We start from the raw sequence: 14,412 nt of genomic DNA on the forward strand, positions 1-14,412 counted from the left end.
GAGCGGGAAGCGCTCGCCGCGGAGGTGGGCGGCGATGTCTAGCCGGTAGGCGCCGTGCCGTTCGGTGCGGCGCCGGGCACCGCGGGCGCCGCCGTGCCGTTCAGCGCAGCAGGCGCCGTGCCGTTCGGCGCTGCATCGCCTATCGACGAGAACCCGCTCACGCTGGAAGGCGTCACCTTCGAGTTGGGACCGCCGGGCAAGGGCGGCGTGAGCTGGGAGTGGAATAGCGACGAGATCCGAGGAGAGACGGCCAAGCCGTCCGGACGCTTCGGTTTCCTGAATAGCTGGACTGGGGCTCGCCCAGCGAACCGCGTCGTCCAGCTTCAGCCGTCGCGAACGTCCAGAGGCCGCCCCTACGGCCCGGATGCGGCATCCCCGAGAGTTGTCCACATTACATCTACATAGAAATACATTTCGCCTTCGCTTAGTATTCCGGGCTCGGAGGCAGCTCATATCGAAGCGCAGTCTTCTAGGCAGGCTTGGAGCTCTGCTTGTCATCGGGTCCGTCGGCGCGATGATAGTGCCGGCATGTACGATCCGGATCGGGAAAGGCGGAGAAACGGAGGATAGCGAGCCCACGTCTGACGAGACGCAGCCCACGCCCGATGGAACACGGCCCGCGCCCGACGAGACGCAGCCCACGCCGACAGACGACGGCACAGGGAATAGCACGACGTTTACCCCAGAAGAGGAAGCTGCGATCGATGCGGCGTACAACGCAGACCCGAGGGAACTCGCCTTGATGAACGCTAAGGCGACCTATGCGGCCTATGCGCTCTCCGGGCTCACCGAGGCCCAGGTCGCTGACGCGACCATCGTTGACGAGCAGGCACTTCGCCAAATTATCGATCAGAACACTGAGCTTGCCTGGCAGCTAGCCGAGGAGTGGATCGCAACGCTCGATCCGACAACGTTGTCCGTCGGGTATCCGATCAAGGTCGAGTGCATGGACCCGCCGCTTCGGTGCCAGTCGAGCGTGAGTTGCCCCTTCGCCAAGAGATGCGTACTCAACGATTGCGGCGACGGTCGTTGCAGGACGTGCCCTGACATCTGGAATCTTGGCAACTTGATCATTGGCGGGTGGTGCACCTACACCTGCTACAACGATGTCGATATCGTGGGCGCTGCCATCACGCTAAAGCCGGCGATCGGAAGCCAACTAGTCCCATGGATTCAGCTCTGTAGGCCGAAGTGATAGAGGAACCCGTCATGGACTCTGACGAAGCTTCGAAGCGCGCCGCCCAGGTGGCGCAATCTATCTCAGGAGCCCTGAACCTTGCGGGTTTGCTCGCGTCGCCGCGCGCAGCGCGCAAACGCGGGATGATGCCGTCACGCGAGCACGTCGTCGAGCACCTGAGCGACCTATTGACCGTGCTCGGCGAAGGTCCCGACGCAGGGCTCAGCGCGGGTGAGCGGCCGCTAGACGCAGCGCCGGATGTAGAGAGACTGCTCGGGCTATGCCGGGACTGGTCGCCATCCCCAGACATCCCGGCCGAGATCCAGCGTGCCGCACGTGACGTGCTCGTTGCGTTCGCCGTCCCGGAGCCGCCCGGAGGGTGGGACGGCTGGGAAGGCGCGCCACCTGAAGTGCCGCCCGAGCCGGACGACCTAGATCCACGCCCGCCGCCCACCGAGGCGGAGCTGGCAGCGATCCCGGATATGGCCACCTTCGCCGCAGCCCTCGTGTGGTGCGGCTATCTCGCGTCACCCAAGATGGTCGCGAAGATCCCCCCCGCGGATCTGCGCCGTCCAGCGCTCGGCCACATCGACAGCTTGCTCGCCACCTTCCGGCCAGTCCGCCGGAATCAGCCGGAGACGCGGGTATGGTGGCTAGCGCTGCTCGAGCGCCTCGAGAGCTTCCGGGCGCTCTGCGAAGCATGGGACGGCACCAGAGCGCCGCCCATGCCGTTGCAGGAGGCCGCGCGGGCGGTCCTCATGTACCTGAATCACAAGTCGAGTTCGGCGGAGTACGAGACGCTCGATGAGGAGGTAAGCCCGTTCTACCTCCAGCCTCCCAGCCCGCGGAGCGCGTAGGCTCGGCGGTCCGCCAAGTATCGGAACTTACAGACGGTCCCGCAGCGTCTGCGAGCGTGGGGAGTTCGTTCGCCGAGGCGGTTGCCCTCGGTGCGGGTGAGCGGCACGGCGCGGCGCCTCGGAGCGGGGCGCCGCGGCTAGACGAGAGCGAGGTGTTGCCCTGGCTCCCGTGATGGAGCCATCGTTGCTTCTCCTCGAGTGCCCGGCCTGCAAGGGCAGCATGAAGCTCGTCGCCCTGGTCACCGAGCCGAGCAACATCGCCCGCTTTCTCACCGCGCTCGCTCTTTCTACCGATGAACGAGGCGTCGCGACGCGCGCGGTCCCGGCACTTCGGTTCACCGCGCCACACTTCTTCACGCAGCGATCCGGCTTCTTTTACCTACGCGCCAGCGAGCATTACTCGGCGCTCTGCGCGACGTAGCCCCCCGTCGCCACCGCAGGCACATCAGGGCGAACGTCGAGAGCAGGCCCATGTGGGGTGTGGAGCTCGGCATCGTGCCGCTGAGGCTACAGCCACCCCCGCTCGGTGCGGATCCCCCGCTCGGTGCGGATGACGAGGAACTGCTGCCGGTCACGCCGGCGCCTGCCGAAGCAGCGTTGGAGCCCCCCGCTCCGGCACTGCCATCGCCTGCTCCGCCGCCGCCAGCCCCCGTATCGCCGCCGCCGGTGCCCGCTCCGCCGCCAGCGCCCGCTCCGCCGCCAGCCCCCGTATCGCTGCCAGTGCCCGCTCCGCCGCCGCCAGCCCCCGTATCTCCGCCGCCCGTAGCCGGGCCACTGCCGCCCTCACCGGTCCCGCACCCGTCTGCCTCGCCTTGAGTGCCCCTGCAGACACCGCCACTGCAGCTATCCCCCTGCGTGCACGCATCGCCGTCGTCGCACACAGGGCCCGTGAGCTGCGCACAGACTCCATCGAACGCCGCGCCCGCGGCGACCGAGCAGGCGTCGCATGGGCCTGCGTCACACGCCGATCCGCAACAGACACCGTCGACGCAGAAGCCGGTTGCGCACTCGGCGGCAGACGCGCAGGCAGCGCCTCCCACGATGAAGCGCTCGGCGCTCGTGGTGCGCCCTTCATCCGGGGAATACGTCGGCAAGACCTGACCGCCCGCGACGAGCACGCTGCCGTCGAGGAGCAGCGTCGCCGAATGATAGCTGCGCACGGTGGACATGGGCAGCCCGGCCGTCCAGCTGCCGCTCGACGGATCGTAGAGGTGAGTCACGTTCGTGTGCTCCTCGGTGTAGAAACACCCCTGGCTGACGCCGGGACGGCAGTCTTCCCAGAATGCCTCGAACCCTCCGGCGACGAGCACGCGTCCGTCCGGCAAGAGCGTGATCGTCCGCCCCTGGAGGGGCCTGTCCACGTAGCCCCCTTCGCCGAAAGGCTGCCGCAGGATGTGAGGCAGCCCCGGGGCGAGGGTCCACGTGTCCGCGGAGGGGTCGTAGACCTCCGCGTTGCGGTCGTTCCAGGAGATCGCCACCACGAGGACCTTTCCATCGTGGAGCAGCGTCGCCTCGTAACCCTCTCCGTGACGAGCGTTCATCGTCGCCGCGGGCGCCCACGTGTCGTCCGCCGGGTCATAGATCGCGGCCTGATTGGCGCCGTGCGCGCCTGGTGACCCCGTGACGAGGACCTTCCCGCTCGGGAGCGGCGTGCTTGTAACACAGCACCCCGCGATGCCCGGCGTGGACCTGACAGTCCACGTGTCGACGGCAGGCTCGTAGATCTCGGCGCCGGAGGGGCTGAAGGCCAGGACGCTCCCGTCTTGAAGCAAGAGCGGCGCGAGTCCCGATCTCACGCTGGGCATCGACGCCACGGCCGTCCAGGTGCCCGCCGCCGGATCGAAGACCTCCGCCGTGTCGACGAGGGTGGAAGTATTGGCCGAGATCCAGCTCCACCCGCCGGCGACGAGCACCCTGCCGTCCTGCAGCAGCGTGGTCGAATGGCCGCTCCGGTCGTCCGTCATCGTGCCCGCGGGGGTGAACGTGTCCGTCGCCGGATCGTAGAGCTCGGCGGAGTCGGCCCTCGGCTCTTCGCCGAAGGCCTTCGGGTCTCCGCCGATGAGGAGGACCCGGCCGTCCAGGAGGCGAATCGCGTGCTGCCCTGCGCGCGGGCGGTTCATCGATGCTGCCGCGACCCAGCTCGGATCCACGAGCAGCGCCGCCCCGGGCGCGGCGTCGACCCACAGGGCGATCGATCCGCCCTCGAGGGCCGCCGCCTGCTCGGGGAACGCCCCCCGCAGCGCGGCGTGCGCCTCCGAGCCCCCCTCGCCGGCGCCGGCGCAGCCGAGGCTCGCCCCGAGCGCGGCCAGCAGCAGGAACGCCGGGCCTGCCGCCGCGGCCCTCCGGGTACATGCCCGAGCCCGCGCCTCCCGAGCGCCGCTCGCCGGCTCGTCATGCTCCTGCCTGTCCACGGCTCTTCGCGCGCGCTCCGGCAGACCGGCTCGATCGTGACTCTGGCGGACTCGGCGATGACGCATCGGCATCTCCCGGAAAGTAAACGATGCTCGACTCGGAGGTTCGGGCCTCGCGAGCCAGGGGCGGGTTGCGCTCTGGTTGCGTCCTGGGATGCTCGGAGCAGACGTGGCATTCACGGCGCCGCGCCCCCCTCGGCGGTCGGGCGCCCCTCCGGGCGTCGAGTTCCTGCGGCGAAGCGGCGAGCACGGGAGTCGTGCAGGGCTCCGCTCGCGTTCGCGGAGAGAACGCGAGCGCCAGGACACAGGGCCATGAGTTCTCGCCCCTCCGCGCTCTCCAGAAAGCCAGCTCATGCGTCCATGCGCGCAGCGTGGCCATACGGTGGGATCGGTGATGCTGCGAGCCCCTCACCGCGGGCGACGCAGCGGCGGAGGGCGCCCTGTTGGGCCACACCTCGCTCTCGCTCCTGCGCCGGCTCGCGGCCAGCGTCCCGCCGCCGCGGTTTCATACGGTCAAGTACGCGGGGGTGCTCGCGTCTGCTAGCCGCCCACCTCGGCGCACAAGCAGATCGGACCGCGCCCTGCGAAGCCGCAACAGCCCGCGAAGGCGGACGACGAGCCCGCTCCCAGACGCAAGCGGGGCGGCTACCGGGCGGTCGACGACCGCGCCGAGCTTCTGCGCCGCACGTTGGCGCTCCATGTCCTCGAGTGCCCGGCCTGCAAGGGCAGGATGAAGCTCGTCGCCATGATCACCGAGCCGAGCAACATCGCCCGCTTCCTCACCGCGCTCGGTGAGCCGACCGACGTTGCAGGCCGCTCACCCAGCGTCGACGCGGCGGCCGCCGTACTGGGGGTTCGGGGCGCAGGGCGCCGCAGGCGACCCGGAGCCCCGAGCGTTGAAGAGCACCGTTCTGCGCCGCAAGACGCTCGGGGACGCCCCATAGCCGCCAGAACATCCGGGGCCCGACCAACGCCCGGAGGCGACGTGTGCCTGCGGCACTCCGATGCGCCCCTTGGCGCGCTCTGCGCCGCGCGGGGCCCGCTCTTTCGACCCATGAACCAGGCGTCGCGACGCGCGCGGTCCCGCCACTTCGGTTCGCCGCGCCACACTTCTTCATGCAGCGATCCAGCTTCTTTTACCTACGCGCATCGTGCTCGGGTCGCCGTCGTCGGTGGCAATCGGCGTGTGGAGGATCCCGAGCGTCGGATGGCACGTGTCGGTCGTGCACGCGTCACCGTCGTCGAGGGTGCCTGTGCAGGTCGACCTGGTCGTGTAGCAGACCTCGAGGCTCGGCCGCTCGGCGAGCTGGGGCTCTTCGCTGCTCCGGAAGCTCGTGGTGAGGACCCTAGCTCCGCCGGCCCAGGCATCGGCGCCCGGATAGGCTCAGAGATCGAATGAGTGGATGTTCATGCCTACGCATCAAGAGCTCCCTTGAACGAAGCTCTGCAGAAGCATGAGCAGCCCAGCACCGATCGCGATCGCCGCGCCTGCGCTCGGCGCCAGCGACATCGCGAGGCGCCGCGTGCGCAACGCGGTATCTGCGGCGCGCTGGCCGGGACGGCGGCAGGATGGTTTTTCTGTCCAGAGCTTCGTTCGGAGCCGGCCCTCAGAACCTCGCGTGCCAAGGGGCGTGCGGCTGCCCGCTCGCCGTTTCACCCACTCAGCGCGGAGTTGTGCGCCACAGCAGGGGGCAGACTCAGTCGGAGTGGGTTCAAGGTTTGCACTGCGGTCAGGGGTTCACCCTGACTTCCTAGGGGTGAACGAAAATCGTCACGCTGCGACCGTGACATGTCACGTGACATGTCACGTGACATGTCACGGTCGCAGCGTGACGCCGCCCTCCACGGGGCGGAGGAAGCGAGTGATGGTCTCGAGGTTCGTCGCTTCGGCGCCGGGCATGCTCGCCTCCGCAAAACCCAAACTGGATTGCGCAACTTCGGCGGCCATCGCGGAGCGGGGCGGGCGGGAGGTGACGGCGCTTCTCCGCGGACATCGGGCTGGTACGTCCCCTGCAAGCGGCACACGGATACACGCGTGCGCTTACGCGCACCCACGAGGCGTCCCGTCTCGCGGAGCCGCTGGCTCAAGAGGAGATCCGTGATGCGTTTTCAATCCCCATTCCAACGCTGGCTATTCATCTTATCGGCCTGGCTCTTCGGCGGAGCGCTCTCGGCCGGCGGCGCCGGCTGCGCGCTCGGCCCCGAGCCGCCTTCAAGCGACGACCTGCGGCTCCAGTTCCCCGAGCAAGCGTCCGAGGTGCTCCAGGCCAGCGAGGGCTTCGTCGCGGTCGAGGGCGGCTTCGCGCTCGCCTCGACCGGTGACCTGACGCGTGAGCCCGACCTGCAGGCAGCCTTCGCGCGCCGCGGCGGGCTGCACGCGGCGCTGCCGGCGCGCGGCGAGGGCGAGATCCGGTTTCACCTGCCCGGCGGGTTCGAGGCGCGCGTGCGCGAGCTCGACGCCGACGGCGAGGGCGAGATCGTCGAGCGGGCGGTGGCGTATCCGCGCAAGGGCGGCACGTCGTTCTGGTCGGCGATCGACGAGGGCTACGAGGAGTGGCTGCTGCTGGAGGCGGGGGCGGCGCGCGCGGACGCGCCCGCGGCGACGTGGGAGGTCGAGGGCGCGACGCTGCGGCAGCAGGGCGACGCGGTCGAGGTGGTCGACGAGGCGGGCGCGGCGCGGCTGCGCGTGACGGCACCGGCGGCGTACGCGCGCGGCGGTCGGCCGATCGCGGCGCGCCTGGAGGTGCGTGGGGCAACGATCGAGCTGTGGGCGGACGCGGGGGGCGAGCCGGCGCTGGTCGACCCGATCTGGGCGCCGGCGGCCACGATGAGCACGACGCGCAGCGCGCACACCGCGACGCTGCTCCAGAACGGCAAGGTGCTTGTCGTGGGCGGCTACAACGGCGCCGTGCTGGCGAGCGCGGAGCTGTACGACCCGATCGCCAACAGCTGGTCATCGGTCGGGTCGCTGGCCACGGCCCGCCGCTCTCACACGGCGACGCGGCTGAACAACGGCAAGGTGCTCATCGCGGGCGGCAGCAACGCCACCAACGTGCCCATCGCGAGCGCCCAGCTCTACGACCCGAACACGAACACCTGGTCGTCGGCCGGGTCGCTGGTCGCGGCCCGATTCGGGCACGCCGCGACGCCGCTCGACAACGGCAAGGTGCTCTTCACCGGCGGCATCGGCGCCAGCTCCACGCTGTCGAGCGCCGAACTCTACGATCCCGGGTCCAACAGCTGGTCGTCGGCCGCGCCCCTGGCCACGGCCCGCCACGGGCACACGGCGACGTCGCTCGCGGGCGGCAAGGTGCTCGTCGCGGGCGGACGCAACGGCAGTACCTACCTGACGAGCGCCGAGCTCTACGAACCGAACAGCAACACGTGGTCGTCGACGGGGTCGCTGGGCACGGCCCGCTACCGTCACACAGCGACGCGGCTCAGCAGCGGCAAGGTGCTCGTGGTGGGCGGCTACCACCCGACATCCCATGAGCTGTCGAGCGCCGAGCTCTACGACCCGGCGACGCTCGGCTGGACCGCGGCCGCGCCGATGGCCACCCCCCGCAGCTCCCACGCGGCGACGCTGCTCGACGACGGCAAGGTGCTCGTCACGGGCGGAGACACCGCGGCCACCACGGCGACGAGCAGCGCCCAGACCTACGACCCGGCGACCAACACCTGGATCGGGGTCAAGCAGATGGGGAGCGCGCGCACCCAGCACACCGCGACGCTGCTGGACAACAAGAAGGTGCTCGTCACGGGAGGTCTCAAGTATGGATCCATCTCCACCGAGTACCTGGCGGGCGTCGAGCTCTACGACCACAACGCCGAGAAATGGAAGTACGCGGCGCCGAACATCGGGCGCCACACGCAAGGCGCCGCGGTGCTGCTTCAGGACGGCAGGGTGCTCATGACGGGCGGATGGGAGAATACTACCGGCAACTTTGTGGCCACCGCCGAGCTGTACAATCCGACGAACGACACATGGACATCCGCCGCCAGCATGGCGTCGGTCCGAACGATTCACACGGCGACGCTGCTCGGGAACGGCAAGGTGCTCGTCGTGGGGCACTGGGACGCCAATGCTGGGCTGGCCGCCGCCGAGCTTTACAATCCCGCCACCAACACATGGTCGTCGGTGGGATCCACGAGCGTTTTTCTCGCCCGTGCCGGTCACACCGCGACGCTGCTCCAGAACGGCAAGGTGCTGGTCGCCGGGGGAGCGGATTTCCAATCCAACAACGGGCTGGCGAGCACCGCGCTCTTCGACCCGGCGACCAACACCTGGTCGCTAGCCGCGTCCATGTCCAGTATCCGTTCCGGTCACACCGCGACGCTGCTCCAGAACGGCAAGGTGCTGGTCACCGGAGGTCGCGGCAGCAGCACGCACCTCAAAACCGCCGAGATTTACGACCCGACAGCCGGTACATGGTCGTCCGCGGGCCAGATGAGCGAGGCACGCACGGCCCATTCCGCCACGCTGCTCAACAACGGCGACGTGCTGATCGTCGGAGGGTACGCGAGCGGCTATCCGTCGATCTCCGAGATCTATCGCACAGGGACGAATACCTGGTTAACCGGTCCCACGACCACTCCCCGCGCCGAGCTGGCCGCGACGCGGCTCAACGACGGCAGGGTGCTGGTCTCGGGGGGGTACAGCGGTAGCGGCGACCTCCCGAGCGCTGACATCTACAATCCGGTATCGAACACCTGGGCCGCGACGGGGCCGATGAACGAGATCCGTACCCACCACGACAACTCGATGCTCCTGCTCGCGGACGGCAGGGTGATCGTCATGGGCTACTTCCAACCGAGCGTCGAGATCTACACCCCCTGACCCCCGCGAAGCCGTCGCGCCCGCGCGCCGCCCGGACGCGCTGCTCCGCGGAGGAGCGCTTCGTCCCGGACTCCACCTCTGCCCATCATCGGCAGAGGTCCGGGGTCGCCCCCGGCGGGCGCGGCTCACCACGGCTCGAAGCAGCTGTACTCGCGCTGCGACGCGATGCGGCCGCCGCGCAGCTCGATGAAGAAGGCGACGTGCGCGCGCATGTCGTCGCCCGGGACGAGCGCGCCATAAGGCACCGCCAGGGTGCCGCGAGGGTGCTCGCGTCTGCTAGCCGCCCACCTCGGCGCACAAGCAGATCGGACCGCGCCCTGCGAAGCCGCAACAGCCCGCGAAGGCGGACGACGAGCCCGCTCCCAGACGCAAGCGGGGCGGCTACCGGGCGGTCGACGACCGCGCCGAGCTTCTGCGCCGCACGTTGGCGCTCCATGTCCTCGAGTGCCCGGCCTGCAAGGGCAGGATGAAGCTCGTCGCCATGATCACCGAGCCGAGCAACATCGCCCGCTTCCTCACCGCGCTCGGTGAGCCGACCGACGTTCCAGGCCGCTCACCCAGCGTCGACGCGGCGGCCGCCGTACTGGGGGTTCGGGGCGCAGGGCGCCGCAGGCGACCCGGAGCCCCGAGCGTTGAAGAGCACCGTTCTGCGCCGCAAGACGCTCGGGGACGCCCCATAGCCGCCAGAACATCCGGGGCCCGACCAACGCCCGGAGGCGACGTGTGCCTGCGGCACTCCGATGCGCCCCTTGGCGCGCTCTGCGCCGCGCGGGGCCCGCTCTTTCGACCCATGAACCAGGCGTCGCGACGCGCGCGGTCCCGCCACTTCGGTTCGCCGCGCCACACTTCTTCATGCAGCGATCCAGCTTCTTTTACCTACGCGCTTCCGGAAAGTGGATGATCCGCAGCGGGTCAAGGGTCTTGGCCGGCGTTCCCTCCAACGACTGAGACCGCTCGTGGTCGTCGCTCCACCGTGACGTCCGCGCGGCGCGGGCACGACCAGGGAGACGTGGCGCGCGAGAGTCGCCCTCTCTGGCACATCGTCCCGCCACCCCACGCGCGACGCGATCACCTCTGCGCCCCGATCGACCCGTGGCGCTCGCAGCGAACCCGCCGGAGGAGCGCGTCGCGCTCCGCGGCGTGATCTCCACGACCACGACGCTCGCGGTGCTCGTGCAGGAGACGGCACGCCGAGAGCTGTCCCTCGGTGGTCCCGAGCTCGAGCATCGCTCGCGCGCGCTCGACCATCGGATCGATCCGAGCATGCGCCGCGCCGGAGTGCGCGCGGGACGACACCTTGCCCGCGGCGGAGACCGCGCGAGCCGCCGTGGTGCTGCCCTGATGGGCGGACACGGCGGAGGCCGTGACGGCCTCTCGCCGGATCGCGCTCTCGGGTCGACCTGGCCCCACGCCGCGCTGGTCAGCAGGCGCCGCCGGCATCTCGAGCGCGGGTTGCGCGGGCCCCGAGGCCGCGAGCAGGGGCGCTTCGGCAAAGCCAGCCGCTGGGCCGGGCCAGGCAGCGCCCGCCCCGAACACGAGCCCTGCCGCCGCCGTCCCATGCAGCCTGAACCGGCGAAGCCCGCGCAAGGCGTCGTGAAGCCACGCACCGGAGAAGAAGGGCACGAAGCACGGCACCGCGGGCTGCCTGCGCCGGCGCTGCGCCGCCTGCCAGCGCCCTGCCTCCTGCTCGATCTTGTCCCAGGCGGCAGCGAGCCGTGACTTGACGGTGTTCTCGGGGAGCGCGTGCGCCTCGGCGATCTCGGCGAGCGTCCGGCCCAGGAGCTCGTGCTCGATGAAGACCATGCGACGTGCGTCGTCGAGCTTGTCGATGAAGCGCCAGAGGACGGAAGCCCGCTGCCGGGCTATCAAGGAGGCTTCCGGGCCCGGCCGCTCGTCCGCAGGATCCTCGTCCTGGAGGGGTGCGATCACCTCTTCCCGGCGGCGCGATCGCCGCCGGCTGTGGCGCACCACGTTTCTGACGAGCTGGTCCACATACGCCGCGGCGTCCCTCGCCAGGCCGATGCGCGCGCGGTTCTCCAGGATGCGAAGCCACGCGTCCTGGAGTACGTCGTCGACGTCCTGAGCCGGCACGCGCATGGCGCGCGCGAGCCGGCGGAAGCGATCGGAACCAAGTGTACCAGGGGTCACGACGGCCGGGCTCGCCGAGGTGCTCACATCCATGCACGTCCAGATGCTTCAGGCGCGAAAAGAGGTGACCCAATCGACCGGTGCGACGACGAACTCGAAGAACGGTGCGCGAAGGTGCGTCCGCAGGGGGATAACGAGAAGGCCACGGCTCCGTGGAATCATTGCGCAGGCGACGTCAGATTTATCATGCAAAAGCGCAGCGCTCGATATCCACACGCGCTTGCTGGCCGACAGCCTCGTTGATAAAGTGAGCCGCATGACGGTCTTGCGCTCGGCCCTGTCCGGGATTTGCCTTCTCGGCGTGCTGGGCAGCGGCATCGGGCTCGCGCGCGCAGCACCTGCGCTGCCGGGGCCTCGGGCGACCGAGAGCGCGGCAGCCATGAAGGCGCGCCAGAAGGCCCGGATAGCCTTCGGCGCACGGAAGTGGACCGAGGCGGAAGCGAGCTTCGAAGCCGTCTTGGCGGCGCCCGACGCCGCCGGAATGACCGCAGTGCAGCGGGCCGAGGTGCTCGGCTATCTCGGGCTTTGCGAGCTGGAGCAGGGCAAGCACCGGGAGGCCGCCGAGCACCTGGGGAAGAGCCTCGAGCAGGACGCCGCGCTGAGTCGCGCGCTCCTCGACAGGTTCACGCGTGCGTTCGACACGGCGATCGAGCACGTCGGCAGGATCTATGTGGCTGCCTCCCCGCCCGACGCCGAGATCCTCCTGGACGGGGAGCCCGTCGGCACGGGCGCCACGGTCCACGAGCTGTTCGTCGCGCCGGGGACGTACACGCTCCGGGCCCGGCTGTCGGGGCACGGGGAGGGCTCGCAGCGGGTCGAGGTCGATGCGGGGAAGACGGTCAGCGCGGCGCTACAGCTCGTGCGCGCGGCCGACGCGCCCGCGCGCGCGCCGGCTCCGGGCGCGAGGAAGAGCGAACCGGTCAAGCCGCAGGCCCCGGGGCCGGTGGCATCGTGGCTCGGGCCGGCGCGTATCGCCGGCATCGGTCTGACCACGGCGACGGCCTCCCTCGGCGCCCTGTTCATGGTCCGCGCGAGCGCATCCAACGGCGATCTCAAGGAGCGCAACAGCAAGCTGGACGCGCTCGGGTTCACGCCGTGGGCGTGCCGCGAACCGTCGCCGCCTTCAGCGTGCAACGAGCTGGCGGTCCTCCGGCGAGAGCGAGATCAGTTCGCCGCCCTCGGCACGGCGATGGTGGTGGCGAGCGGCGTGGTCGGCGCCATGACGGTCGCCTCGTTCTTCACGGATTTCTCCTTTCTGCAGTCCGAGCCCACGGGAGCCCGCGTCGCGTTCTCGCCAGCCGCAACGCCAGGGCAGATCGGCCTCGTGGCGCACGGGGTGTGGTGATCCGAGGAGCCAGGGACATGCACTTTCTCCAGGGACGACACGTGCGGCGGCTCTGCGCCGTCGCCGCCTTCTCGACGAGCGGCGCGGGAGGGCTCTCCGGCTGCACGTACACAGAGGACTGCGGTGAGGAGCGGATGTGCCTCGCCCCCCCGCCGTCGCCGTGCGAGGTGAACGAGCCGGGCATGGGGCCCGTGATGGACGAGTGCGGGGTGTTCGCCAGCGCCAGCGCTCCAGCGGAGGGCGCGCGCGCGGGCACGCGGCTCGATCCGCTCGGCTCGCTGCAAGCCGCGATCGTGGAGGCGCAAGCGCGGGGCTTGCGCCACGTCTATGCGTGCGGCGAGACGTTCGAGGAAGAGGTCACGCTGGTCTCGGGGATCCACCTCTGGGGCGGCCGTAGCTGCGATGACGGCGCGTGGTCGTTCGATGGCGCCAACCACCCGACGATCATCGCCCCGCCTTCGGGGATCCCGCTGCGGGTCGTGGGGGACGAGGGCGCGACGTCGGTCATCTACGGCGTGCGCGTCGTGGCGGCGGACGCCTCCGCGAGCGACGGCAGGTCGTCGATCGCCATGATCTTGAGCGCGGGGGCCGGGGCGATCGTGCGATCGAGCGCGATCGTCGCGGGCGACGCCAAGGACGGGGAGCCGGGGAAGGACGCGGACAGCGAGCGGGCGGCGGACGGGGTGCTGGGAATCGACGGCGCGGACGCCTGCACGGAGGACTCCCCGGCGGGCGCTCTTCCGGTCGTGACGGCGTGCGACGACGGCACCGAGTCCACCGGAGGCTACGGGGGCGACGGCGGGCTCGACGCGGGGGGCGATGGCGCGCCGGGGGAGCCGAGGCCGGCGGCGAACCAGGACCCGGAGAAGACGGGGCTCGGAGGCCGCGGCGCGGATGCCCTCACGAGATGTAAGGAAGGGGATCCTGGCCCCGACGGCGCCGCCGCCGGTCGCGCTGACGGCGCGGTGGGCATGGGATACCTCACCGAGGACGGCTGGGTCGGCACTCGCGCTAATGACGGGAAGCGGGGTGGCGTCGGCCATGGGGGGGGCGGCGGGGGTGGCAGCAAGGGGCGAGGCGAGCAGCTCGCGTGTCGGGCGGGCTTGCCTGAGGGCGGCGCGGCCGGTGGCTCGGGCGGGAGCGGCGGCTGCGGGGGCCGGGGAGGTCACGGCGGCGGCTCTGGCGGGGCGAGCATCGGCGTTGTCGCGCTGCAGGGGAGCTCGGTGACGCTCGAGGCGACCACCGTGACCGCGGGCAAGGGCGGCAACGGCGGCGTCGGCGGAACGGGCCAGCCGGGCGGCGTCGGGCGATGGGGCGGGCGCGGTGGCAGGACCTTCGTGATGGGGATGTGGGAGGCATGTGATGGCGGCCGTGGAGGCAACGGCGGTCGCGGCGGAGATGCCGGCGGCGGCCTCGGGGGGCCCTCCTACGGCGTCGCATCCTTCGGCGCCTTCGTGGGCATCGGCCCGGACGCCCAGCTCCAGCCTGGAAGCGCTGGCGATGGCGGTTCCGGAGGCAGTGCGGCGCCCGATGACCCTGTGGGCAAGGGAGAGCCGGGCCACTCGTTGCCCTACGTTCAGTTCGGTCCGCCGGACCCTGAGCCGCCCCGCTGAAGGGCAGGGAGCACGGCGCATCAC

General features: G+C 70.5%; 8 protein-coding genes. 5 read left to right on the plus strand and 3 right to left on the minus strand.

Annotated features, from left to right (window positions below; translation table 11 throughout):
* Positions 1–38: 38 nt before the first annotated feature.
* Positions 39–254: a hypothetical protein gene (locus WME97_RS33650; protein WP_437543620.1), complete on the minus strand. Its 216-nt coding sequence runs from the start codon at positions 252–254 to the stop codon at positions 39–41.
* Between the two features lie 260 nt (positions 255–514).
* On the opposite strand from WME97_RS33650, the gene WME97_RS33655 reads away from it, so the two are divergent.
* Positions 515–1,195 (plus strand): hypothetical protein, encoded by a 681-nt coding sequence (locus tag WME97_RS33655; RefSeq protein ID WP_437543622.1) that lies wholly within the window; start codon positions 515–517, stop codon positions 1,193–1,195.
* Between the two features lie 323 nt (positions 1,196–1,518).
* Positions 1,519–2,034, plus strand: a complete 516-nt coding sequence (locus WME97_RS33660; protein ID WP_437543624.1) for a hypothetical protein — start codon at positions 1,519–1,521, stop codon at positions 2,032–2,034.
* A gap of 353 nt (positions 2,035–2,387) precedes the next feature.
* Here the strand turns inward: WME97_RS33660 and WME97_RS33665 are convergent, their stop codons facing one another.
* Positions 2,388–4,445 carry a Kelch repeat-containing protein gene (locus WME97_RS33665; protein ID WP_437543626.1) on the minus strand — a complete coding sequence of 686 codons (2,058 nt, stop codon included), beginning with the start codon at positions 4,443–4,445 and terminating at the stop codon, positions 2,388–2,390.
* Positions 4,446–6,546: 2,101 nt separating this feature from the next.
* Between WME97_RS33665 and WME97_RS33670 the strand changes: the two genes are divergently transcribed.
* Complete coding sequence (locus WME97_RS33670; protein WP_437543628.1) at positions 6,547–9,282, plus strand: kelch repeat-containing protein; 2,736 nt, start codon at positions 6,547–6,549, stop codon at positions 9,280–9,282.
* 1,068 nt (positions 9,283–10,350) lie between these two features.
* Here WME97_RS33670 and WME97_RS33675 read toward each other — a convergent pair.
* A complete protein-coding gene (locus tag WME97_RS33675; protein WP_437543630.1) occupies positions 10,351–11,463 on the minus strand; it encodes an RNA polymerase sigma factor in 1,113 nt (370 codons plus the stop codon).
* On the opposite strand from WME97_RS33675, the gene WME97_RS33680 reads away from it, so the two are divergent.
* Together WME97_RS33680 and WME97_RS33685 are read left to right on the plus strand one after the other, a co-directional pair.
* Positions 11,462–12,775: a PEGA domain-containing protein gene (locus WME97_RS33680; protein WP_437543632.1), complete on the plus strand. Its 1,314-nt coding sequence runs from the start codon at positions 11,462–11,464 to the stop codon at positions 12,773–12,775. The two genes, WME97_RS33675 and WME97_RS33680, sit on opposite strands and share 2 nt — an antisense overlap.
* Before the next feature lie 17 nt (positions 12,776–12,792).
* Positions 12,793–14,388: a hypothetical protein gene (locus WME97_RS33685; protein WP_437543634.1), complete on the plus strand. Its 1,596-nt coding sequence runs from the start codon at positions 12,793–12,795 to the stop codon at positions 14,386–14,388.
* Positions 14,389–14,412 lie beyond the last annotated feature (24 nt).

The sequence above is a fragment of the Sorangium sp. So ce367 genome, from assembly GCF_051520455.1.
GTDB lineage: Bacteria > Myxococcota_A > Polyangia > Polyangiales > Polyangiaceae > Sorangium > Sorangium cellulosum_B.